The following is a 22,485-nucleotide window of genomic DNA, read 5'->3' on the forward strand; positions in this document are numbered from 1 at the left end:
CGGCCCGGTCGCCGACCGGGCCGCCGCGCGGTCAGCCGGTCGGGTCCTCGCCGGCCGGCTCCTCGTCGGCCGCGCCCTGGAGGTGCCAGCCGCCGCGGCGGCGCAGCACGAGCGCGAAGTAGGCGGACGCGGCGGCGATCACGCCGAGCGCGACGAACAGGCTCGGCCGGCCGACCTCCGGGTCCTTGGCGTTCTGGTAGACCACGTAGACGAGCGCGAGGAGCGCGGCGACCGGCGCGACCGGGAACCAGGGCATCCGGTAGCCCGCGTGGGCGGTGGTCCCGTTGCGGCGCCCGGCGATCACCGCCAGGCACAGCGCCCCGTAGACGAACACCAGCGACGTGCCGGTGACGACCAGGAGGAACTTCTCCTCCAGGAAGCACGCGGCGGCGCTGAAGACCCCGCCGATGACCGTCGCGATCCAGGGCGTGCCGAAGCGGGGGTGCAGCGTGGTCAGCGCCTTGTCGACGCGCGGCGACCAGGTGCCGTCCCGGCCCGAGCTGAAGATCAGCCGCGCGGTGAGCAGCATGATGGCGATCACCGCGTTCAGGATGGCGAGCGCGATCGCCAGGCTGATCACCTTGTTGAGGGTCGCGCCGCCGCGCTCGGTGATGAAGTACTCCATCATCGAGTCCGAGTGCAGCAGCGTGTCCAGGTCGGGCGCGCCGAGCAGCACGGCGGTGACCGGGATCAGCTCGGCCGCGACCGTGATGCCGAGCGCCCACAGGATCGTCCGGGCGATGGCCTTCCGCGCGTCGTGGGTCTCCTCGCCGAAGTACACCGCCGAGCCGTAGCCGTTGTAGGCGAAGATCGCGACGGCGGTCGCGGCGGCGATCAGCCCGGCGGACGCGGCGGTCACCCCCGACCCGTCGGCCGCCACCACCGGGTGCGCGACGAGGTCGGTGAACGACCGCTCGACGTGCAGGAACCCGAGCGCCGACAGGATCAGCAGCGCGAGCATCTCGATCGCCAGGAAGATCCCGGTGACCACCGCGTTGACCTTGATGTCGAAGATCGCGATGACGGTCGCGGCGGCCACCGTGACCGCCGCGACGACCGGGCCGTTCAGCCCGTCGACGACCACGCCGAGGTAGGTGCCGACGCCGAGCGCGATCACGGCCAGGATCAGCAGCTGGGTGATGAGGATCAGGCCGAGCACCACGAACCCGGGCATCCGGCCGAGCGTGCGCCCGACGATCGCGTACTCGCCGCCCGTCAGCGGATACGCCGAGGACAGCTCGGCGTAGACGAACGCCATGAAGATGCCGACCACGCCCGCCGCCGCGAAGGTGAGGAACGCGCCCGTGCCCGCCTGGGTGATCACCCCCGGGGCGATGATGAAGACCGAGGACGCGGGCGTGACCGCGGACAGGACGATGAGCAGCGCGCCGACCGTCCGCAGGCCGCGGTGCAGCACTGGGGGGCGGTCGGCGGCGGCCGGGGGACGGACCTCAGGAGCGGCCATCAGGGCACCTCCGCGTCGAAAATTCTTTGAACGAGTATCAAAGAACACCTGCCGCCCAGGTCAATAAGGGGACGGGTAACGTCTTGGTCTCGGCTTTCTCGCGTCGATGCCTGACTTGCATTGTCTGAAAGATCTTCAGAGAATGTCGGGCATGGCGAGACCCAGCAGGGCCCACGAACGGCGTGCCGACCTCGTCGCCGCCGCCCGCCGCGCCGTCATCGGACGCGGCGTGCTCGACCTGCGGCTGCGCGACGTGGCCGAGGAGGCGGACATGTCCTCCGGCTCCGTCCTGTACTACTTCCCGACCCTGGACGACCTGCTGCGCGAGGTGCAGCGCGAGGCCGTCGAGCGGTTCTGCGCCGGGCGCGAGGAGGCCGTGCGCGGCGAGCCCGACCCGCTCCGGCGGCTCGCGGCGATGGTCCGCAGCGGCCTGCCGACCGGCCCGGACGACGAGCTGTGCGTGCTGCTGTACGAACTCGGCACCATCGCCCGCCGGGACGTCTCCTACGCCGCCGAGCACATCCGGCTGTACGAGCGGCAGGTCGGCATCTACGCCGGGATCCTCGACACCGGCGCCGCCACCGGCGCGTTCACGCTGACCCGCGACGCCGCGACGATCGCCCGCAACCTGGTCGCGCTGGAGGACGGGTACGGCCTGCACATCGTCATGGCCGCGCCGACCCTCGACGCCCCCCGCGCCGCGCGGCTGCTGCTCGCCGCCGCCGCCGACGCCACCGGCCTCACCCTGGAGGCCATCGAGGCCGCCGCGCCCCCGCACGCCCTCGACGACCCGCGCACCGCCGCGGCCCCGCACGACCACGACCCGGAAGGGGACCGATGACCCGCGCCCGCCAGTTCGGCCTGCCGCTGCCCGGCCTGCCAGGCCCGCACAACGCGATCACCGACGTCCCCGGCGTCGAGGTCGGCTACACCACGCTGACCAGTGGCGACGGCCCGCTCCGCCGCGGCGGGGGGCCGGTGCGCACCGGGGTGACCGCGCTGCTGCCGCGCGGCCGGGCGGGGGCGGGCGACCCGTGCGCCGCCGGGATCCACGCCCTCAACGGCAACGGCGAGATGACCGGCTCGCACTGGATCGCCGAGACCGGCGCGCTGACGCTGCCCGTGCTGATCACCAACACGCACGCGGTCGGCGCGTGCCACCGCGGCGCGATCGACTGGGCGCTGCGCGAGCGACCCGACGCCCGCGAGTGGATGCTGCCCGTCGTCGCCGAGACCTGGGACGGCTACCTCAACGACATCGGCGGCGACCACGTCCGCCCCGAGCACGCGGTCGCGGCGATCGACGCGGCGCGCGGCGGCCCGGTCGAGGAGGGCTCGGTCGGCGGTGGGACCGGCATGAACTGCTACGGCTTCAAGGGCGGCAGCGGCACGTCCTCGCGGGTCGTGGAGCACGGCGCCGACCCCTACACCGTCGGCGTGTTCGTCCAGGCCAACTTCGGCTCCCGCGCGCAGCTCAGCGTCTGCGGGGTGCCCGTCGGCGCGGACCTCGCCGACGACAACCCCATGGAGGACACCGACTGGCTCGGGCTCGCCGGGGCGGGCTCGGTCATCGTGGTCGTCGGCACCGACGCGCCGCTGCTGCCCGGCCAGTGCGCCGCGCTCGCCCGCCGCGTCCCGCTGGGCCTCGCCCGGACCGGCACCTACGGGCAGCACTCGTCCGGCGACGTGTTCCTGGCCTTCTCCAGCGCCAACCCGGGGGCGATCAGCACCGGGTTCCCGGTGGGGGAGCCGGGCTACGACGCGCTCCGGTTCGTGCCGTGGAACCGCATCGACCCGTTCTACGAGGCGGTCGTGCAGGCGGTCGAGGAGGCGGTGCTGAACGCGCTGCTGTCCGCCCGCACCATGGTCGGACGGGACGGGCACCGCTCCCCGGCACTCCCGCACGACAGGCTGAAGGAGCTGCTCGCCGCGCGCGGCGTGCTTTAGGTGTCGTTGAAACTGCGAGGAACGATCACTCGCAGGGCGTTGCCGCGCAGCCGGATCGTGACCGGGGTCCGGCCGCGGATCTCACCGTCCACGTCCACGCGCAGCGGCGGGTCGGTCTCGATCTCCACGTGCCCGGTGGTGAGGAACGCGTCCTCCTCCAGCGACCGCCACGGCCCGGTCAGGACGTGCCGGGCCGTCGCCGACGCCAGCCGCAGCCGCCGCTCGTCGCCCAGCCGGTAGACGGCGAGGAGCCGGTCGTCGGGGCTGGCGTCGCGGGCGATGCGCTGCCCGCTGTGGTGCGCCCCGTTGGCCACGTTGAGCTGGTGCGTCGTCAGTTCGCGGGTCTCGCCGTCGATCGTGATCCGGGCGGTGAACGCGGAGTGCCGCGGCAGCAGCCGCGCCGCCGTCAGCGCGTAGGCCGGGCGGCCGAGGAACCGCTTCAGCGTGTGCGGGACGCTCCGGGCGACCTCCACCGACAGCCCGAGACTGATCATGTTCGCGAAGATGTGCTCGCGGTCCTCCGGCCCCCGCCGGTCGCCGGTGCTCTCGAACCAGCCGACGTCCACGTCCGCGACCTTGCCGCCGTCCGGCCCGGCCACGGCGAGCGTGCGGACGGCGCCGGGCAGGTCGAGCGGCATCTCCAGGCTCCGCGCGAAGTTGTTGGTGGTGCCGAGCGGCAGCACGCCGAGCGCGATGTCGCGGTGCGCCAGGTGCCCGACCGCCTCGGCGACCGTGCCGTCCCCGCCGCCGACGACGACCAGGTCGGGCTCCAGGTCCAGGACCTCCGCAAACAGCTCGCGCAGCCGCGACGGGTCGGTCACCGGCAGCACGCGGACGAACTCCAGCCCCGCCTCGCGCAGCAGCCGCCGCGCCGCGCCGTAGAGCCGGCGGCCCCGCCGCGAACGGGCGTTGACCACCAGGACGGCGCGGCCGCCGTCCCGGATCGCCGCCTCCAGCTCCGCCTTGCTCCGCATCGCCGCCACCCTACCCGCCGGTGTTCCGCCGACTCCTGCCCGCACGGGCGGGGAGTACACGGGCGAGGCGCGTGCGGGGCGAAGATCGCTTAGAGTCGGGGGCGTGGTAGAACCGCGTTCTGATTCGGCCGTGCCCGCGTTCTGGCGGAGCCTCGGCCTGCCGGGCCTCTTCGACGTCCACGTCCACTTCATGCCGCAGCGGCTGCTGAGCGCGGTCTGGGCGTACTTCGACGACGCGGGCCCGCTGATCGGCACCGAGTGGCCGATCCGGTACCGCCTCCCCGAGGACGAGCGGCTCGCGACCCTGCGCGGGCTCGGCGTGCGCGCGTTCACCTCGCTGCTCTACGCGCACCGTCCGGGCATGGCCGAGTCGCTGAACGCGTGGGCCGCCGACTTCGCCGCGCGCGTCCCCGAATGCGTCCCGTCGGCGACGTTCCACCCCGAACCGGGCGTCGCCGGCTACGTGCGCCGCGCCCTGGACGGGGGCGCGCGCGTCTTCAAGGTCCACCTCCAGGTCGGCGGGTTCGACCCGCGCGCCCCCGAACTGGACGAGGTGTGGGGCACGCTCGCCGAGGCCGGGACGCCCGCGGTCGTCCACGCCGGGTCGGGGCCCGTCGCCAACGGCTTCACCGGCCCCGGCCCGTTCGGCGACGTCCTCGCCCGGCACCCGGACCTCACCGCGGTCATCGCCCACATGGGCGCGCCCGAGTACGAGGGCTTCCTCGACCTGGCCGACCGCTACCCGCGCGTCCACCTGGACACCACGATGACCTTCACCGGCTTCGCCGAGATGGGCGCCTTCCCGGACGCGCTGCTGCCGCGCCTGCGCGACCTCGGCCTCGCGGGCCGGGTGCTGCTCGGCACCGACTTCCCCAACATCCCCTACGCCTACGCCCACCAGCTGGAGTCGCTGGCCGCCCTCGGCCTCGGCGACGACTGGCTGCGCGCCGTCTGCCACGACTCCGCGGCCGAGCTGTTCGCCTGACGCCGTTCAGTGGTCGCAGGGGGCGCCGCCCGCGTGCCGGTGCGGCTGCGCCCCGGCGACATGGCGGGGGCCGTGCGCGTCCTGGCAGAGGCCGTGCGCCCCGGGAGCGGCGGCCTCGTCGACGTGGTCGACCTCCAGCGTCGTGTGCGTGATCCCGTAGGAGTCGCGCAGCAGCGCCTGGAGGTCGCGCCGGACGGCGTGGCAGTCGCCCATGGTGTCCACGAGCACGTGCGCCGACAGCGCCGGGTAGCCGGAGCTGACCTCCCAGACGTGCAGGTCGTGGACCTCCTCCACGCACGGGCGGCGCGCCAGCCTGCCGCCCAGCTCGGACGGGTCGATCCCCGCGGGCGCGGCCTCCATCAGCACCCGTCCCGCGTCCCGCAGCAGCCCGTACCCGGCCTTCAGCATCAGCGCCGCCACCACCAGCGAGGCGATCGCGTCCGCGCGCGCGAAGCCGAGCGTCCAGACCACGAGGCCCGCGACCGCCGTGGAGATGAACGCGTACAGGTCGTTCAGGATGTGCTGGAACGCGCCCTCCACGTTCAGGCTGCTCCGGTTCGCCCTGCTGATCAGCCAGGTCGCCGCGATGTTGACCGCGATGCCGGCGAGCGAGGTCCAGAACACGAGCTGGCCCTCGACGTCGGGCGGGTCGATCAGCCGCCGGACGCCCTCGTAGACGAAGAAGACCGACAGCAGGATCAGCGTCAGCCCGTTGAGCTGCGCCGACAGGATCTCCGCGCGGCGCAGGCCGTAGGTGTAGCCGCCCTTCGGCGGGCGCGCCGCGATCCGCATCGCGACCAGCGCCAGCGCGATCGCGAACGCGTCGGTCATCATGTGCGCGGCGTCGGAGATCAGCGCCAGCGACCGCGCCAGCAGGCCGATCACGACCTCGCCGGTCATGTAGAGGAGGATCAGCGTGAGCGCGCCGCCGAGGTAGCGGCGGTCGGCGTCCGGCGAGACCCCGTGCCCATGGCCGTGCCCATGGCCGTGGCCGTGGCCGTGCCCGCTCTCGCTCATGCGTCCTCCTCCCCGTGGTGGACGTGGGCGAGGGCGAGGTCGAGCAGCATCCGGACGTGCGAGTCGTCCAGCCGGTAGTAGGCCATCCGCCCGGCGCGGCGCACCCGCACGACGCGGTTGGCGCGCAGCAGGCGCAGCGCGTGCGAGACCGCGGACTCCGAGTGCCCGCAGGACGCGGCGATGTCGCACACGCACATCTCCCCTCCCTCCAGCAGCGCCGTGATCACCCGCAGCCTGCCCGGGTCGGCCAGCAGGCCGAACACCTGGGCCAGCTCGGTGATCGTGTCCGTCTCCGGCAGCGACGCGCGGACGACGGAGACCTTCTCGGCGTCGATCACCCGCACCGCGCACGCCACGGCGGGGGCAACGTCTGAAGCACTGCTCATATGAGCAAATGTATCCCATCGCGCCTCACCAGTCAGGCGAGGCCCCCGACTCCTCGGTGGGCGCCATGGAGATGGGCCCCGGCGACCCCGGGTCCGAGGTCGGTTCGGACGCCGCCGGCGCGGTGCCGCCGTGGTTCGGGTCGTCCGAGGTGCCGGGCGACGGCTCGTCCGTCGGGACGCCGGTCTCGGTCGGCTCGGTCGCGCTGGGACTCGGGCTCGGGCTCGGCTCGTCCGACGGGACGTCCGTGCCGGGCGAGGAGCTGCCGGAGTCGATCGGCGCGGGCGAGTCGGACGGCGACTCGGCCGTCTCCTCCGGCGGGAGCTCGGTGGGCGGGCCGTCCAGCGCGCCCGCCGTGGCGCGCGGCCGCTCGAAGCCCATCGTCGCGCCCGGGTCGACGAGCACGAACGTCTCGATCGTCCCCTCCCGGGAATCACGCGGACGGATCTTCGTCACTTTCCCCTTCTGGAAACCCGGCCAGGATCGGCCACGGTAGGACGCGCCGCCCGCCTTGATCTTTTTCTCCGGCTGGGTGAGCGGATTGCCGCAATTGCACTTCACCGTCGGCACTCCGTAGCCATTGATCAGAACGCCCATTCCGGCCTGCAGCACGGCGGGGCCGCTCGTCGCCGCGCCGTCGCGCCAGCCGTGGTTGGTCACGAGCGTGTCGGTGCGCAGCAGGACCGGCGTCAGGCGCGAGACATAGCGGGCGATATCGCTCACCGGGATGCCCTGCACCCCCGCCCACGCCTTCGCCTTCGCCGGATTGGCCTGCAGGAACGCGATCAGCCTGCGCTGGTCGCAGCTCGCCGCGCGGCGCGTCCCGCCGTACAGGCCGGGGGTGTCGCCGTCCCGCGTCCCGCCCGCCCGCGGCCGGGCCGTGACCTTCGTCGCGTCGGTGCCCGACATCAGCGTGTACGGCTCGGGACCTGGGGACCCCACCGTCAGCCGGGTGATGGTCGCCCCCGCGTCCCCGCACCCCGTCAGCACCCCGCCGGCCGCGCACAGCACCGCCAGGGACACCGCCGCGACCCTGATCCGGGCAATTGGCGAATAATTCTCACGCATGTGTCGTCTCCCGCTCCAGGTCCGCCGAACCTATACTCTTCGATGCCGGGCGAAGCGGTTTTGTGCCCGGTGAAATGCTTGATTTTCTCGGGGGAGCCGAACGGGGGGTACGAATGGCGAGCCCGCTTCCCCTCGACGCCTCCGATCCCACGCGCCTCGGTGGCTGCGAGTTGCTCGGCCGCCTCGGCACGGGCGGTCAGGGCGTGGTGTTCCTCGGCCGCCCGCTCGACCCCGGCGCCGGACTGCCGCCCCTGGTCGCCGTCAAGCTCCTGCACACCCGGCTGCTGGGCGACGAGGCGGCCCGCGCCCGCTTCGTCCGGGAGCTGGCCCTGCTCCAGCGCGTCGCCGGGTTCTGCACCGCGCAGATGCTCGCCGCCGACACCGCGGGCGACCGGCCCTACATCGTCAGCGAGTACGTCGAGGGCCGCTCGCTCAACGACCTCGTCCTGGAGGAGGGGCCGCGCGCCGGCGCCGACCTCGACCGGCTCGCGATCAGCTCGGTCACCGCGCTGACCGCCATCCACCGCGCCGGGATCGTGCACCGCGACTTCAAGCCGCACAACGTCCTCATGGGCCGCGACGGCCCGCGCGTGATCGACTTCGGCATCGCCCGCGCCTACGCCGCGGGCGCCACCGTGACCAGCCAGGTCGTCGGCACCCCCGCCTACATGGCGCCCGAGCAGTTCGCGGGACGCATCGGGCCCGCCACCGACCTGTTCGCCTGGGCGGCGACGCTGCTGTTCGCCGCCACCGCGCTCGACCCCTTCGCGGGCGCCAGCGTCCCCGCCGTCATGTACCGCATCCTGCACGAGACCCCCGACCTGAGCGCGCTCCCCGCCTCGATCGCCGAGGTCGCCGCCGCGTGCCTGGCCCGCGACCCGGCGGACCGCCCCACGTCCGAGCAGGTCCTGATGCGCCTCCTCGGCGAGTCCGGCGCCCCGCCCCACGCCGCCCACGACTTCTCCACCCCGCCCTACGCCCTGCGCCCCACCACCCCGCTACCGGGCCCCCGAACGCCCGCCCGGGACCCGGTCCCCGCCCCACGCCCGGCCCCCACCCCCGACACCGCACCCCGCCCCGCCCAGGGCTCCGCGAACGCGCCGGGATTCATCGCCGCCCCCGGCAACCGTTCCGCGAACGGCCCGGGCCCCGCGAACGCGCCCGGCTACACCCCCACGAACGATCCCGGACCCGCGCCCGGCCCGGGCTCGGCGAACGCGCCCGGCTCCGTGCAGGGTTTCGGTGCCGCGTCCGGCTATGGCCCCGCGAATGATCCTGGGCCCGCGCCCGGTTCCGTGCAGGGTTTCGGTGGTGCGTCCGGCTACAATCCCGCGAATGATCCTGGGCTCGCGCCCGGCGCGGGCTCGGCGAGCGCGTCCGGTTCCGCGCAGGGTTTCGGCGGCGCGTCCAGCTATGGCCCCGCGAACGATTCCGGGCTTGCGCCTGGCCCAAGCTCGGCGAGCGCGCCCGGTTCCGTGCAGGGTTTCGGTGGTGCGTCCGGCTACAGTCCCGCGAACGGTCCTGGGCTCGCGCACGGTCCGGGCTCGGCGAGCGCGTCCGGTCCCGCGCAGGGGTTCGGTGCCGTGCCCGGCGCGAGCGCGCCGGGTTCGGCGCGGGGGGTTGGTGCCGCGTCCGGTCACGGGTCCGCGAACGGTCCGGGCTCCGGGGGTGCGTCCGATGTCGCGTGGGGTGCCGGCTCCGTGTCCGGCCACGGGGCCGGGTCCGCGTACGCCTTCGGTCGGGGGACTGGGAATCCTCCAGGGGTTTCGGCGCAGGGGATCGGGTCCGGGTCCGCCGACGGGGCGTTCGCCCCGGCGCCCTCGGGGGCGCGGGAGCTGCGGAGGGGCGCCGCCACGGTGGCGGGGTTGGTGCTCGCCGGGCTTCTCGCCGCGCTGGACGTCGCGTCCCTCGCGATCCTGATCGCTCGGCCGTCCCTGACGGAGGGGCATCGGGGCGGGCTGCTGCCCGTGGTCGCGACGTCGTTCACCGTGCTCGCCGCCGTCACGCTGGTCGCGGTGATCCTCGCGTGGCGCGGCAGCCGCGCCGGGGCGTGGACGGCGATGGCCGCCCGCGTCACCCGTGTCGCGCTGTGGGGGGTGTGGGGCGCGCTCGTGTCCGTGGACGCCGCCGCGCTGGCCGGGCACGCCGCCGTCACCGCCCTGGTGGTGGTCCTCCTCGCGGCGGGGCTGCGCTCGTCACCCCGGTGACGCCCGCGACGTCCATTCGGTGAGGTCGCGGCGTTCGATCGCGGCGGCCATCAGGTCGGGGAAGGCATCCGGGGTGCAGGCGAACGCGGGGACGCCCAGCGCGGCCAGCGCCGCCGCGGTGTCGTGGTCGTAGGACGGGGCGCCCTCGTCCGACAGCGCCAGCAGCACCACCACCCGCACGCCCGACGCCGTCAGCGCCGCCGCGCGCTGGAGCATCTCGTCGCGGTCGCCGCCCTCGTACAGGTCGCTGACCAGCACGAGGATCGTGTCCGCAGGACGGGTGATGAGCCCCTGGCAGTACGCGACCGCCCGGTTGATGTCGGTGCCGCCGCCGAGCCGCGCCCCGAACAGCACCTCGACCGGGTCGTGGAGCTGGTCGGTGAGGTCGGCGACGGCGGTGTCGAAGACCACCAGCGACGTCCGCAGCGCCCGCAGCGAGGCCAGCGCCGCGCCGAACACGCTCGCGTACACCACCGACGCCGCCATCGAGCCGCTCTGGTCGACGGCGAGCACCACGTCCCGCTCGACGCCGTCGCGCCGCCGCCCGTAGCCGACCATGCGCTCGGGGACGATCGTCCCGTGCTCGGGCAGGTAGTGGCGCAGGTTCGCGCGGATCGTCCGGTCCCAGTCGACGTCGGCGAGCCGCCGCGGACGGGACACGCGGGCCGCCCGGTCCAGCGCGCCGCCCGCCGCCGACCGCGTCCGCGCCGCGAGCCGCCGCTCCAGGTCGCCGGTGACCTTCCGCACCACGGCCCGCGCCGCCTCCCGCGCCCGGTCGGGCAGCACCCGGTTGAGCGACAGCAGCGTCCCCACCAGGTGGACGTCGGGCTCGACGGCCTCCAGCATCTCCGGCTCGGTCAGCAGCCGGGTCAGGTCGAGCCGCTCGATCGCGTCCTTCTGCATGACCTGGACGACCGTGGACGGGAAGTACTCGCGGATGTCGCCGAGCCAGCGCGCGACCGAGGGCGCCGAGTCGCCGAGGCCCGCGCCGCGCCGCCCCGGGCGGGGCCGCCCCTCCTCGCGGTCGCCCGCCCCGTACAGGCGCTCCAGCGCGCCGTCCATCCGGGCGTCGTCGCCGGTCAGCGACGCGCCGGTGCCGTCGGCGCGCTCGCCGCCGAGCACCAGCCGCCACCGCCGCAGCCGTTCGTCGCTCATCGGGCGCCCTCCCAGCCGAGAATGGTCAGCGCCGTCGCGGCGGCGGGCGCCGCGCGGGCCTCGTCGAGGTCGTCACCCGGCGGACGCGGCGCGCCCGCCCCCGCGTGCAGGCGGCGGGCCCGCTCACCGATCGCGCGCCGCTCGGCGGCCCCGTAGGCGCCGAAGGTCCGGCGCAGCAGCGGCAGGACGTCGGTGAAGGAGTCGCCGGGCAGCCCGGAGATCCAGCCGTCCACGAGCCGCAGCAGCGCGTCGTCGTGCAGGAGCAGCAGCCCGCCGCCCGACAGGAAGCCCTCGACCCACGCCGCCGCGCGCGCGGGCGCCGCGCCGACCGACACCGCGCGGGCCATCCGGTCGGGGACGTCCGGCAGGCGGCCCGCGTCGTGCAGCAGGCGGGTGAGGCGGCCCTCGACGAGGCCGTGCAGCGCGTCGGGGCGGGCGACCATCGACTCCAGCGTCCGGCGCCACCGCCCCAGATGGCCCTCGTGCGCGAGCAGCGACAGCGCGCCGTGGACGGCGTCGACCCGGCCGAGCGTGTCGCGGGCGGCGTCGTCGTCCAGCCCCGCGACGGCGGCCGGGAGCCCGACGCAGATCCGCACGACCAGGCCGTCCACGACCGTGTGGAGCGGGCCGGTGGAGGTGCCGCGCACGTCCCCGTAGCGCAGCGCCCTGACCAGCGCGGGCAGCGCCGCCATCAGGTGCGCGACGTCGGTGTCCACGGCGGCGCGGTCGGCCAGCGCGCGCATCACGGTGGGCAGCGCGTCGCCGAGGTCGGCCAGCAGGCACCGCTCGGCGACGGAGGTCAGGTCGGCGAGCGCCCCGGCGCCGCCGGCGAGGGCCTCGGCGCGGGCGGTCGCGGCGCCGCGCACCGTCGTGCCCCACGCGCTCGCCTCGATCAGCTCGACGTCGAACTCGGGCCGCCACGCCAGCGTCCACGTCTCCCGGAACGTCCCCTTCGACCGGCTCTCGGACGGGACCCCCCACTCCACCCCCACCAGCCGCAGCCGGTGCAGCAGGTGGCTGCGCTCCAGGTCGGTCGGCTTGCGCAGGTCGAGGTCCTGCTCCTTGTCGAGCGCGGACGGCCGCAGCCGCAGCCGCCGCTGCTCGGCCCGCAGGTCGCGCTGGAGCGGCACCATCGGGGTGCGCTCGGGCACGGCGCCGAGCCGCTCGCCGACCACCAGCCGCTCCCGCACCAGCTCGACCGGCAGGTCGGCGCCCTCGCACAGGACCGCCCGCGTCGCCTGGGTGACCTCCTCCAACCCGGCCAGCGGACGGCCGCGCAGCGCCGCCAGCGCCTCCGCCAGCCGCACCGCCTCGATCACGTGCGCGGACGAGACGTGCAGGTCCTCCGCGCGCAGCACCCGCGCGGCGGCGGTCAGCCACCGCTCGACCGGGCGGTCGGGCGCCGTGAACAGGTGGTGGTACCAGCCGGGGGACCGTACGCCCGCCCCGTACCCGGACCATCCGGCGAGCCGCCCGTGCGTCCACGGCACCCACGTCATCGCGATCTTCGTCTTCGGCAGGCCGCGCAGCGTCCGGTCGTCGCGGGCGGCGGGCACGCCCGCCAGCAGCGCCGGGACGTGCCACGCGCCGCACACCACCGCGACCCGCTCGTGCCCCTCCTTCAGGACGCGGCGGACCGTCCGGCGCATGTACGCCTCGCGCCGCTCCTCCCGCCGCAGATATCCGGCGGGCAGGCCGCTCTCCTCCGGCCGCGCGTCCACCCGCGCGCGCAGCTCCGCCATGGCCTCCGCGATCGCGGGGAACGGGGACGGGCCGCCGTGCCGGTGCTCGACGACGTCGTCCCACCAGCGCTCGGTGTCGTCATACCCTGCGGCCCTCGCCAGCCAGCCGAGCGGATCGAGCCGGATCCCCTCGTCCGCCCCGTCCGGCCCGTCTCCTGAGCCCTCCGGAACGGGCTCCTCATCGGTGAGCGGGACGAGCTGGTTCGCGGCCGGGAGGTCGCAGAACCTGACCCGCGCGCCCGTCGCGAGCGCGTGCCGGACCGCCTGCCACTCCGGGCTGAACTCGGCGAACGGCCAGAACGCGGCCCGCCGGTCCTCGCCCGTCCCGGCGGGGGAGTAGGCCAGCAGCGCGACCGGCGGCACCATCCCCGGGTCGGCGGCCAGCTCCACGATCGGGTCGGCCTCCGGCGGCCCCTCGATCAGCACCGCGTCGGGCTTGAAGTCCTCCAGTGCGGCGCGCAGCGCGCGCGCCGACCCCGGCCCGTGGTGCCGGACGCCGTAGACCTCGACCCGGGACGCCGTCAAGAGACCTCCCGGCAGGCGCGGTAGAAGTCCTGCCACTCCGGACGCTCGCGCACGACCGTCTCCAGGTACTCCTGCCACACGACCCGGTCGGTGGCGGGGTCCTGCACGACGGCGCCGACGATGCCGCCCGCCACGTCCGCCGCGCGCAGCACGCCGTCGCCGAAGTGCGCGGCCAGCGCCAGCCCACTGGTGATCACCGAGATGGCCTCGGCGGTGCCGAGCGTCGCGCCCGGCGACTTCAGCTTCGTGCGCCCGTCGCCGGTCAGCCCCGAGCGCAGCTCGCGGAACACCGTCACCACCCGGCGGATCTCCTCCAGGCCCGCCGGGGCCTCGGGCAGCTCCAGCGCCGCGCCGATCTGCCCGACGCGGCGGGCGACGATGTCGACCTCGTCGTCCACGGAGTCCGGCAGCGGCAGCACGACCGTGTTGAACCGCCGCCGCAGCGCGCTCGACAGCTCGTTCACGCCCCGGTCGCGGTCGTTCGCCGTCGCGATCACGGTGAAGCCGCGCCGGGCCCGCACCTCGGTGCCGAGCTCGGGCACCGGCAGCGTCTTCTCCGACAGGACGGTGATCAGCGTGTCCTGCACGTCGGAGGGCATCCGGGTCAGCTCCTCGATCCGCGCGACCGACCCGAGTCGCATCGCCCGCATCAGCGGGCTCTCCACCAGCGCCCGCTCCGAGGGCCCCTCCGCGAGCAGCCGCGCGTAGTTCCACCCGTACCGGACGGACTCCTCCGACGTGCCCGCCGTCCCCTGCACCAGCAGCGTGGAGTCGCCGCTGACGGCGGCGGCCAGATGCTCGGCCACCCACGTCTTCGCCGTCCCCGGGACGCCGAGCAGCAGCAGCGCCCGGTCGGTGGCGAGCGTCGCGACCGCGACCTCGATCAGCCGCCGCGACCCCACGTACTTCGGGCCGATGACCGTCCCGTCCGGCAGCTCGCCGCCGAGCAGGTACGTGCTGACCGCCCACGGCGACAACCGCCACCCCGGCGGCCGGGGCCGCTCGTCCAGCTCGGCCAACCGCGCCAGCTCACCCGCGTACTCCTCCTCCGCGTGCGGCCGCAACACCCCCGTCTCCGCGGCGGGCCGATCCCCAAGCCCGTGCTCTGCCTCCCTGGGGGGACGGCCCCCCAGGCCCCCCGGCAACTGCTCGTCGCTCACTCGGCCAGCTCCTTCACCATCTCGTCGCGGAAACGCAGGGTCGTGATCAGCTCGGTCACCGCGCGCGGCACGGCCGGGCCCATCTCCTCCAGCCGGGACGCGGCGGACGGGTCGAGCCGCTGGTCGGCCAGGCGGCACAGCTGCCCGAGGGCGTGCTCGTCGCGCCGGGTCGGGCGCCGCGCGGCGGCGGTGAGCGTCGCGACGACCGCCGCCGCGAGGTCGCCGGCCCAGGGGCCGGGCACCCGCTCCAGGACGCGCAGCAGGTCGGGCTGCCCGTCGACCCAGCGGATCAGGTCGGCCGCCGCCGGGTCGCGCTCGTCGGCGGGCAGGACGGCCAGCAGCCCGGCGAGGGCCTCCGGCTCGTCCACCACGACGCCGCCGCGCAGCAGCGCGCGTGCCCAGTCCGCGTCGCGCTGCCGCAGCGCCGCCCGCGCCCACCCGATGTGCACGTCCCGCGCGGCGCGCCCGTCGGGGTCGGCGACGCGCAGGCACACGATCTCCATCGGCGGGAGCCCGAACAGCTCCGTCCACGTGCCGAGCGGCGTCCGCGCGAGGATCTCCCGCAGCCACGCCGCCCGCGCGCCGACCGGACCGTTCCCGTTGCCCGGCATGAACGACCCGCTCGGATGGAACGGGACGCCGTCGCGCGCGAGGTCCTCGTCGTGCTCGTGCGGGGGCTCGACCGCGATGGCCGCCGGGTCGCGCCCCTGCTCCCGGGAGGGGCGCGCGGTCACGCACGCGCGGGCCCGCGCCGCCATCCGCCGCCCGTACGCCGAGCCGGGGAGCCGGGCCAGCAGGTCGGACGCGAGCTGCCGGACGTCCTTGCCGCGGTCTTCGAGCGCCGCCTCCAGGAACTCCTCGTCGGCGAGGGTCAGGCCGTGCTCGAAGGTCGCCAGGAACGCGGCGCGGTCGGGCGCGGGCTCGCGCGCCCACGTCTCGGCGAGCGCGTCCCGCGCCCGGCCCGGGTCGGTGCGGCGCAGCCGGGTCAGGAACGCGACCCGCTGGTTGCGGGTGCCGGTCTCCCACACGTCGGCGCCGCCGCCGGGGTCGTCGCCCGCCCCGACGAGGTAGGCCCAGTCGGTGTTGCGCAGGGCCAGCCACACCCCGCGCCGTCCCGCGGCACGGGCGATCGACGGGCGCAGCACGCGGTCGCTGCGGCCCCGCTCCAGCAGCTCGGGCAGCAGCCGGGCCGGGACGCGGCGCCCGTGCGCGGCCGCCGCGTCCAGCCATTCGGGCAGCACCCGGATCTGCTCCCCGGCGAGGATCCGGGCCAGCCGGGCCGCCGCCCCCGGCGGGACGACCGGCGCGTCCTCGCCCGGCGCCGGGGCGATCACCTCGACCCCGGACGCGGCCAGGCGGCCCGCGCGGCGGCGCAGGGTGAGCACCGCCGCCTGGTCGAGCAGCCGGGCGGCCCGGTCGCCGGCCTCGCCCGGCGGCGCCTCGGGCAGGACGGGCGGGTCGCGGCGCTCGGTGCCGAGCAGCGCGGCGGTGACATGGTCGGACCAGACGCTCACAGGACCACCGGCCCCTCGTCGGCCTGCCAGGCGGTCAGCGGGCGCAGGCCGCCCGCGCCCCACTCGCCGGACAGCGTGACCGGGCCGCCGCCCGCCACCGCCAGCAGCCGCCACGGGTCGGTGAGCCGCAGCGGGAGCGCGTCGCCCGAACCGTCGACCGCGTACAGGTCGCCGCCCTCGTCGCGGCCGAGCCGCACCGCCGCCAGCGTCGCGGGCCAGCCGTCGAGCCACGGGTCGCGCGCCAGCGCGGCGGCGTGCTCGGCGAGGAACCCGCCGATGCCGGTGCCCTCGGGGGTGCCCTCCTCGGCGGGCCCGTACCGGTCGGCTACCAGGGCGCGCAGCGGCTGGGCGCCGGGGTAGAACGCCAGCTCCACGTCGACCTCGGTGCCCACGGCGAGGGACGCGTCGAGCCGCCCGCCGGACGCGGCGCCCGGCGCGGCGAACGACAGGACGAGCGCGGGGCGCGCCGTCCGGCGGCCGCGCAGCCACACGCGGCGCGTGGTGAGCTGGTCCTGCGCGGAGTCGCGCGAGCCGGTCACCGTCCAGCGGTCGCGGACGCGCTCGCCCGCCGACAGGACCTCCTCCTGCGCGACCGTGAAGCCGATCCGCGCGCGGACGGTGTCGCGCAGCTCCGGCGGGAGCTCCTCCCGCCGCTGGTAGGCCCGCACCAGCAACCGCAGCATCGCGTACTCCTCCAGGAGCCGCCCGGGCCAGCCGGGGCGGCGCGGAACGGACGCGAGCCCCCGGACCGGGCCGGACAGCCCGGCGGCCTGCGCGTCGACCAGGCGCCGGGCCGCGTCGTCCCACAGCCGGTAGGACGCCTTCTCCGCCTGGGCCAGGCCGTGCGCGACCTGGTCGCGGAGCCACCGGTCGAGGTCGGCGAGGCCGTCCTCGACGCGCCGCTCGCGCCGTTCGGCGGTCTTCGGATCGCGGGCCCTGGCGGCCGCAGCGGCCGGAGCGGCCGGAGCGGCCGGAGCGGCGCGGCCCCGGTCGCGCCGCCGCTCCATCCACTCGGCGGCCCACCCCGGACGCGGGCCGGGCCCGACCGCGCCCTCGCTCCACAGCAGCAGCAGCGCGAGCGCGTGCTTGCACGGGAACTTGCGGCTCGGGCAGGTGCAGCGGAACGCGGGTTCGGCCAGGTCGGCGCACGTCCGGTAGGGGGTCGCGCCGCTGCCCCGGCACTCGCCCCAGACGGCGCCGTCGTCGCAGCCGGTGCCCGACCAGGAGGCGGCCGCCGCGACACCGCCCGCGGCCTTCGCCGCCGCGGCGTCGGGCGCCAGCCCGAGCACCCGCCCCCGTTCCCATCGATCGCTCACGGTGTCGAAACTATCCCGCGGGTCCGACATTCGACCGCCGGTCAAGCCCGATGTCAGCGCGCCGGGCCGGGGGCCCGGCGCTAGAAGCCGGGCGGGCGCGGCACCTCGGGCGCCGACACCGTGTCGGGGAACAGCAGCGCCGCGCCCGCGAGCAGCGCCACGAGCGCGACCGCGCCGAACAGGCTCACCCAGGCCAGGCCCGGCACGCCGGTGAGGTGCGCGAGCTGGTCGGCGTCCGAGCTCGGCGCCATGTGCCGGGCGCGCATCCGCTGCAGCTCGACCACCGGGCGCGTCGCCGCGAGCAGCAGGAACCAGGCGGCCAGGTAGGCGAACCCGGCCTGCACCTTGGCGCCGCCCAGCCAGGACACCCCGAAGATCACCGCGCCGGTGACGATCACCGACAGCGCCCCGTAGGCGTTGCGGATCATCACGAGCATGCCCGCGAGCAGGGCCAGCGAGAACCACAGCATCAGCGTGATCCGGCCGCCCGCCAGCAGCGCGGCGAACAGCAGCCCGAGCAGCGGGGGGGTGAGGTATCCGGCCATCGCGGTGAACACCATGCCGGGGCCGTGCGGCTTGCCCCGCGAGACCGTGACGCCCGAGGTGTCGGAGTGCAGCTTGATCCCGTCCAGCTTGCGGCCGGTGACGAGGGCGACCAGCGCGTGCCCGCCCTCGTGCGCGATCGTCACCGTGTTGCGCGCGACGCGCCAGGTCGGGCCGTGCGCGACCGCGCCGAGCGCCACGAGCCCGACGAGGGCGACCAGCCACCACGGCGGGTCCGGCTGCGTCCCCGTGACGCGGTCCCACAGGTCGCCGATGCTTGCGTTCTCCACGTCCACCCCGGTGTCGTCGTTCGCGATGCCCAACATTAGGACGTCGGGGATAACGTTCGCGTTCGGTTCGGACGCCTCGCAAGCCGCGAATCAGTTGATCGGCGGCATCGGCCGCCCTCGGATGTGATCCACGCCACGGCTTCGTCGCCGACCAGGCGCGGCACCGCACCGACCGGCCCGGACGCCCCGGCACCGCGAGCGCCGCCCTTCATGATCGCTAATCTGGAGCGCATGGGGAACGCCATGAGATCGCCAGGGCGCGGATGAGCGCCGGTTCCGTCCGTCCCGTGCGGGTGCCCGATCGGCACGACCTGGACGCCGCCTGGCGCGCGGTGTCGGCCGTGCTGCCGCCGACGCCGGTCGTCGAGACCACGCTGGCGCCGGGCGCGCTGCTGAAGCTGGAGACGTTCCAGCCGACGGGGTCGTTCAAGGTGCGCGGCGGGCTGGCCGCGCTCGCCGCGCTCGCGGACGGCGAGCCCGCCGTCACCGCCAGCGCGGGCAACCACGCGCTCGGCGTCGGCTACGCGGCGGCCCGCGCGTCCGGCGCGCGGGTGACCGTCGTGGTGTCCACCCGCGCGTCCCCGGCGAAGGTCGAGCGGATCCGCGCGTTCCCGGTGCGGCTCGTCGAGCACGGGACGACCTACGAGGACGCCGAGGCGCACGCGATGGGCCTGCCCGGCCGCTACGTCTCCCCCTACAACGACCCCGCCGTCATCGCGGGCCAGGCCACGATCGGCCGCGAGCTGGACGCCCAGACCGGCGGGCCGCTCACGGTCGTCGCGCCGGTCGGCGGCGGGGGCCTCGCCGCGGGCCTGGCGCTGTGGGCGCGCGGACGCGGCGACGTGAAGGTCGTCGGGGTGGAGTCGGCGGAGTCGCGCGCGGTGTCGGCGGCGGTCGCCGCGGGCCGGACCACCCGCGTCGAGGTCGGCGACACCATGGCCGACGGGCTCAGCGGGAACCTGGAGCCTGGCAGCGTCACGCCCGGCGTGCTCGCGGGCACCGCCCAGCTGACCATCGTCACCGACGCGGAGATCCGCGCCGCGCTGCGCTGGCTGTTCCGCGAGCACGGGCTGGCCGCGGAGGGCGCGGGCGCGGCGGCGGTCGCGGCCGTCCTCGCCGGGAGGGTCGAGGCGGAGGGGCGGCTCGTCGTCGTCCTGTCGGGGCGCAACATCACCGTCCCCGCCTACACACGGGCGCTGTCGGAGGACTGAGCCCCGCTCAGGCCGCCCGCGACCACCGTCCGCGCCCGCGCCGAAGTGCGACCCGCGAACAATAATGGGAGATATCCACCGACCTGATTAATCGTTGATTCAAATTCCGCTTCCACGCCCCGTGATGCTGCCTAACCTCGGGTTTCGCGACCGTTCCGCGGTCGGGGACGGTCAGGGAAACGCCCGGAGGGAGTGGCCGCGGTGGCGGAAAAGGTCATGGCGAACCCGGCGACGGAATCGCCTTACAGCGAGCTTGTCCGGATGGCGTATTTCGTTCTTCCGGGACGGGGAAGGCGCGTCAACCGGCTCGCGGTCGCGCGCCGCATCGTGGACGGCACCGCCCGCCGCGACCGCTCGCCCGCCGCGCTGGCGCGGCGCCGCACCCGCGTGCTGCGGCGGGCGATGCGCCCGCCGCGGCGGCTGCACATCGGGCTCGGGCCGTGGCTGCGCGCGCTGCCCGCCCGGCTGCCCGACCCGGCGCTGACCGGGGCGCTGTCGCGGCTGGAGCCGCCCGTCCGGGTGGCCTACGTGCTGCGCCACATGGAGCGCATGCCGCGCTACAAGGTCCGCGACCAGCTCATCGAGCTGCGCGTCCGCGACCCGCTGGCGGTGATCGACGCCGCCGACGCGGCGGAGGTCCCGCCCGCCCGCTACCCGGAGCGGTTCGAGGCGGCGCCGCTGCCGCCGGTCCGCAACCGGTCGCTGCTGCCGCTGGCCGGGGCGGCGCTGCTCACCGCCGCGCTCCTCGGCGCGCTCGTGCTGACCGAGGGGAACGGCCCCTTCGGCGGCGACCCGCGCCCGGAGGCCGCGCGCGGGCCGCGGCTGGTCCGCGCGGAGCCGGACGCCTGGAGGCACGGCCCCCGGACCCTGGACGCCTGGCCCGCGCGCGGCGACCTCGCGGGCGACGCCGCCTTCACGCAACGCGCCGTGAACGCCTGGGCGGGCGGGCGGGGCGCCCCCGGACGGGCCGTGCGGCTCCTCTACGCGGGCCACGTCGGCGGCGCCCCGCTCGCGCTGCTGCGCGACGGCGACCTGCTCGCCCGGTACGGGCCGTCCGGGCTGGAGGTGGTGACGGCGGGGTCCGGCGCGTCCGCCCCGGTGAGCCTCGGCGGCGGCCGCTACCTGCTCGCGCCCTGGGACACCCGTCCCGAGACCCTCGCCGGGGCGGAGCTGGCCGTCCGGGACGGCGTGACCGACCCCGTCCCGGCCCGCACCCGGTGCGGCCGGGGCCCCGTGTTCCACCTCGATGGCACGCGGACGGTCGGCGACCTCGGCGGGCCGCGCGCGGCCGTCCTGACCTACCGGCCGCCGTCGGCCGCGCGGCCGGAGGCGGCGCGGCTCGGCCGGGACGGCCTGCGGTTCTGGGACCGGCTCGGCTGCGCGACGCGGCACCCGGCGCGCCCGGTCGCGGAGGCGGCGGCGTGGCAGTTCTGGTCGGGGACGCTGCCGCACGGCGGCGGGCGCGCCGGATGGGCGTGCACCCGCCTGCGGTTCGCCGACGGCGCCGCCGCCACCGAGGCGACGCTGCTCGGCGCGCGCGAGCAGCGCGGCACCGGCGCCTGCGACGAGCGGCGGCCGGTCAGCGGCACCTGGTGGCACGCCCCGTCCGGCCGCTGGTACTACCTCGCCGCCGCCGGGCCCGGACTGCGGCCCCGGGCCCGCGGGGTCCGCTCGCCCGAGACCGACGGCCGCCTGCTGGTCGCGCGGGGACGCGCGGGCGCGCCGGTCACGCTCACGGCCCGCTGACCGCGCCGCCCGCCGCCCGCCGCCCGCCGCCATCGGGCACACTGGGTCGCCGGACGCCGGGCGAGGCGCGAAAGGGGCCGAGGATGGGCAGGGGACCTCTGTCGGGGGTACGGGTGGTCGAGCTGGCCGGGATCGGCCCGGCGCCGTTCGCGGCGATGCTGCTGGCCGACCTCGGCGCCGACGTCATCCGGATCGACCGGGTCTCCGCCGTCGGGGACGCCGCGACCGGCGGCACCGACTTCACCAACCGGGGCAAGCGGTCGGTCGCCGTCGACCTGAAGTCCGAGCGGGGCAGGGACGTCGTGCTGCGGCTCGCGGAGCGGTCCGACGTCCTGCTGGAGGGGTTCCGCCCCGGCGTCACCGAGCGCCTCGGCATCGGTCCCGAGGACTGCCTCGACCGCAACCCGGCGCTGGTGTACGGGCGGATGACCGGCTGGGGCCAGGAGGGCCCGCTGGCGCGCAGCGCCGGGCACGACATCGGCTACATCGCGATCACCGGCGCGCTGCACGCGATCGGCCGCGCGGGCGGCCCGCCGCAGGTGCCGCTGAACCTGCTCGGCGACTTCGCGGGCGGCAGCATGTACCTGGTCACCGGAGTCCTGGCCGCCCTCCTGGAGGCCAGGACGAGCGGCCGCGGCCAGGTCGTCGACGCCGCCATCGTGGACGGCACCGCGCACCTGTCGACGTTCACCCACTCCTTCCTCGCGGCGGGCCTGTGGGAGGACCGGCGCGGCGTCAACCTGCTCGACACCGGCGCGCCCTGGTACGACGTCTACGAGACCGCCGACGGCCGGCATATGGCGGTCGGCGCCCTCGAACCGAGGTTCTACGGCGAGTTCGTGCGCGGCCTCGGCCTGGACCCGGAGGACCTGCCGTCCCGGGACGACCGCGCGGGCTGGCCCGGCCTCCGCGACCGCTTCGCCGCCGCGTTCCGGACCCGCACCCGCGACGAGTGGGCGGCGATCTTCCTGCCCGGCGACGGGTGCGTGGCGCCGGTCCTGTCGATGGAGGAGGCGAAGGCGCACCCCTACAACGCCTCCCGGGAGGTGTTCCCCGAGATCGCCGGGCACCGGCAGCCCGCCCCCGCGCCGCGCTTCTCCCGCACGGTCCCCGAGACCGACGGTCTGCCCGTCCTGCCGGGCGGGCAGACCCGCGCCGTCCTGGAGGACCTCGGGTTCACCGACGTCGAGGACCTGCTGGCGGACGGCGCGGTCGCCCAGGCGTGAGGGCGCCCTC

18 protein-coding genes are annotated in these 22,485 nt (G+C 76.1%); 7 read left to right on the forward strand and 11 right to left on the reverse strand.

Annotated features, from left to right (window positions below; translation table 11 throughout):
- Window positions 1-31: 31 nt before the first annotated feature.
- The gene (locus tag KLI87_RS25460) at window positions 32-1,465 is read right to left on the reverse strand and encodes an APC family permease (protein WP_156215396.1); all 1,434 of its coding nucleotides are present in this window, start codon (window positions 1,463-1,465) and stop codon (window positions 32-34) included.
- Between the two features lie 151 nt (window positions 1,466-1,616).
- Here KLI87_RS25460 and KLI87_RS25465 point away from each other — a divergent pair, with 151 nt between their 5' ends.
- Both KLI87_RS25465 and KLI87_RS25470 read left to right on the forward strand, forming a co-directional pair.
- Entirely contained in the window at window positions 1,617-2,306 is a 690-nt protein-coding gene (locus KLI87_RS25465; protein WP_156215397.1) for a TetR/AcrR family transcriptional regulator, read from the forward strand.
- Window positions 2,303-3,412: a P1 family peptidase gene (locus tag KLI87_RS25470; protein WP_156215398.1), complete on the forward strand. Its 1,110-nt coding sequence runs from the start codon at window positions 2,303-2,305 to the stop codon at window positions 3,410-3,412. The genes KLI87_RS25465 and KLI87_RS25470 overlap by 4 nt, the downstream gene beginning before the upstream one ends.
- Here the strand turns inward: KLI87_RS25470 and KLI87_RS25475 are convergent.
- Window positions 3,409-4,386 carry a diacylglycerol kinase family protein gene (locus KLI87_RS25475; protein WP_214618972.1) on the reverse strand — a complete coding sequence of 326 codons (978 nt, stop codon included), beginning with the start codon at window positions 4,384-4,386 and terminating at the stop codon, window positions 3,409-3,411. The genes KLI87_RS25470 and KLI87_RS25475 overlap by 4 nt on opposite strands.
- 130 nt (window positions 4,387-4,516) lie before the next feature.
- Between KLI87_RS25475 and KLI87_RS25480 the strand changes: the two genes are divergently transcribed.
- The gene (locus tag KLI87_RS25480) at window positions 4,517-5,371 is read left to right on the forward strand and encodes an amidohydrolase family protein (RefSeq protein WP_214618973.1); all 855 of its coding nucleotides are present in this window, start codon (window positions 4,517-4,519) and stop codon (window positions 5,369-5,371) included.
- Between the two features lie 6 nt (window positions 5,372-5,377).
- On the opposite strand, the gene KLI87_RS25485 is transcribed toward KLI87_RS25480, so the two are convergent.
- The 3 genes from KLI87_RS25485 to KLI87_RS25495 are packed head-to-tail and all read right to left on the reverse strand — an operon-like array spanning window position 5,378 to window position 7,840.
- Entirely contained in the window at window positions 5,378-6,388 is a 1,011-nt protein-coding gene (locus KLI87_RS25485) for a cation diffusion facilitator family transporter (protein WP_214618974.1), read from the reverse strand.
- The gene (locus KLI87_RS25490) at window positions 6,385-6,774 is read right to left on the reverse strand and encodes a helix-turn-helix transcriptional regulator (RefSeq protein WP_156215402.1); all 390 of its coding nucleotides are present in this window, start codon (window positions 6,772-6,774) and stop codon (window positions 6,385-6,387) included. The genes KLI87_RS25485 and KLI87_RS25490 overlap by 4 nt, the downstream gene beginning before the upstream one ends.
- 25 nt (window positions 6,775-6,799) lie before the next feature.
- The gene (locus tag KLI87_RS25495) at window positions 6,800-7,840 is read right to left on the reverse strand and encodes a DUF6777 domain-containing protein (RefSeq protein WP_214618975.1); all 1,041 of its coding nucleotides are present in this window, start codon (window positions 7,838-7,840) and stop codon (window positions 6,800-6,802) included.
- A 113-nt stretch (window positions 7,841-7,953) separates the two neighbouring features.
- Here KLI87_RS25495 and KLI87_RS25500 point away from each other — a divergent pair, with 113 nt between their 5' ends.
- The gene (locus KLI87_RS25500) at window positions 7,954-10,047 is read left to right on the forward strand and encodes a serine/threonine protein kinase (protein WP_214618976.1); all 2,094 of its coding nucleotides are present in this window, start codon (window positions 7,954-7,956) and stop codon (window positions 10,045-10,047) included.
- Here the strand turns inward: KLI87_RS25500 and KLI87_RS25505 are convergent.
- From KLI87_RS25505 to KLI87_RS25530, 6 genes are all read right to left on the reverse strand, one after another.
- The gene (locus tag KLI87_RS25505; protein ID WP_214618977.1) at window positions 10,036-11,202 is read right to left on the reverse strand and encodes a VWA domain-containing protein; all 1,167 of its coding nucleotides are present in this window, start codon (window positions 11,200-11,202) and stop codon (window positions 10,036-10,038) included. The genes KLI87_RS25500 and KLI87_RS25505 overlap by 12 nt on opposite strands.
- On the reverse strand, window positions 11,199-13,469 hold the full coding sequence (locus KLI87_RS25510) for a DUF5682 family protein (protein WP_214618978.1): 2,271 nt from the start codon (window positions 13,467-13,469) through the stop codon (window positions 11,199-11,201). Before KLI87_RS25510 ends, KLI87_RS25505 begins: the two co-directional genes overlap by 4 nt.
- The gene (locus KLI87_RS25515; RefSeq protein ID WP_214618979.1) at window positions 13,466-14,536 is read right to left on the reverse strand and encodes an AAA family ATPase; all 1,071 of its coding nucleotides are present in this window, start codon (window positions 14,534-14,536) and stop codon (window positions 13,466-13,468) included. Before KLI87_RS25515 ends, KLI87_RS25510 begins: the two co-directional genes overlap by 4 nt.
- A gap of 89 nt (window positions 14,537-14,625) precedes the next feature.
- Window positions 14,626-16,143 carry a DUF5691 domain-containing protein gene (locus KLI87_RS25520; RefSeq protein WP_214618980.1) on the reverse strand — a complete coding sequence of 506 codons (1,518 nt, stop codon included), beginning with the start codon at window positions 16,141-16,143 and terminating at the stop codon, window positions 14,626-14,628.
- Window positions 16,140-17,459 carry an SWIM zinc finger family protein gene (locus KLI87_RS25525; protein ID WP_308166164.1) on the reverse strand — a complete coding sequence of 440 codons (1,320 nt, stop codon included), beginning with the start codon at window positions 17,457-17,459 and terminating at the stop codon, window positions 16,140-16,142. Before KLI87_RS25525 ends, KLI87_RS25520 begins: the two co-directional genes overlap by 4 nt.
- An 80-nt stretch (window positions 17,460-17,539) precedes the next feature.
- Window positions 17,540-18,328 carry a M50 family metallopeptidase gene (locus KLI87_RS25530; RefSeq protein WP_156215410.1) on the reverse strand — a complete coding sequence of 263 codons (789 nt, stop codon included), beginning with the start codon at window positions 18,326-18,328 and terminating at the stop codon, window positions 17,540-17,542.
- Between the two features lie 251 nt (window positions 18,329-18,579).
- On the opposite strand from KLI87_RS25530, the gene KLI87_RS25535 reads away from it, so the two are divergent.
- From KLI87_RS25535 to KLI87_RS25545, 3 genes are all read left to right on the forward strand, one after another.
- Entirely contained in the window at window positions 18,580-19,503 is a 924-nt protein-coding gene (locus KLI87_RS25535; RefSeq protein WP_214618982.1) for a pyridoxal-phosphate dependent enzyme, read from the forward strand.
- 261 nt (window positions 19,504-19,764) lie between these two features.
- Window positions 19,765-21,249, forward strand: coding sequence for a hypothetical protein (locus tag KLI87_RS25540; protein ID WP_214618983.1), 1,485 nt, complete (start codon window positions 19,765-19,767; stop codon window positions 21,247-21,249).
- 83 nt (window positions 21,250-21,332) lie between these two features.
- On the forward strand, window positions 21,333-22,475 hold the full coding sequence (locus KLI87_RS25545; protein ID WP_214618984.1) for a CaiB/BaiF CoA-transferase family protein: 1,143 nt from the start codon (window positions 21,333-21,335) through the stop codon (window positions 22,473-22,475).
- The last annotated feature ends 10 nt before the right edge of the window (window positions 22,476-22,485 follow it).

The organism is Actinomadura sp. NEAU-AAG7, from assembly GCF_018603865.1.
Classification (GTDB): Bacteria; Actinomycetota; Actinomycetes; order Streptosporangiales; family Streptosporangiaceae; genus Spirillospora; species Spirillospora litoris.

Coding starts and splice junctions, on each gene's coding strand:
- KLI87_RS25460 (WP_156215396.1), bottom strand. CDS start 1,465: ATGGCCGCTCCTGAGGTCCGTCCCCCGGCCGCCGCCGACCGCCCCCCA.
- KLI87_RS25465 (WP_156215397.1), top strand. CDS start 1,617: ATGGCGAGACCCAGCAGGGCCCACGAACGGCGTGCCGACCTCGTCGCC.
- KLI87_RS25470 (WP_156215398.1), top strand. CDS start 2,303: ATGACCCGCGCCCGCCAGTTCGGCCTGCCGCTGCCCGGCCTGCCAGGC.
- KLI87_RS25475 (WP_214618972.1), bottom strand. CDS start 4,386: ATGCGGAGCAAGGCGGAGCTGGAGGCGGCGATCCGGGACGGCGGCCGC.
- KLI87_RS25485 (WP_214618974.1), bottom strand. CDS start 6,388: ATGAGCGAGAGCGGGCACGGCCACGGCCACGGCCATGGGCACGGCCAT.
- KLI87_RS25490 (WP_156215402.1), bottom strand. CDS start 6,774: ATGAGCAGTGCTTCAGACGTTGCCCCCGCCGTGGCGTGCGCGGTGCGG.
- KLI87_RS25495 (WP_214618975.1), bottom strand. CDS start 7,840: ATGCGTGAGAATTATTCGCCAATTGCCCGGATCAGGGTCGCGGCGGTG.
- KLI87_RS25500 (WP_214618976.1), top strand. CDS start 7,954: ATGGCGAGCCCGCTTCCCCTCGACGCCTCCGATCCCACGCGCCTCGGT.
- KLI87_RS25505 (WP_214618977.1), bottom strand. CDS start 11,202: ATGAGCGACGAACGGCTGCGGCGGTGGCGGCTGGTGCTCGGCGGCGAG.
- KLI87_RS25530 (WP_156215410.1), bottom strand. CDS start 18,328: ATGTTGGGCATCGCGAACGACGACACCGGGGTGGACGTGGAGAACGCA.
- KLI87_RS25540 (WP_214618983.1), top strand. CDS start 19,765: ATGGCGTATTTCGTTCTTCCGGGACGGGGAAGGCGCGTCAACCGGCTC.
- KLI87_RS25545 (WP_214618984.1), top strand. CDS start 21,333: ATGGGCAGGGGACCTCTGTCGGGGGTACGGGTGGTCGAGCTGGCCGGG.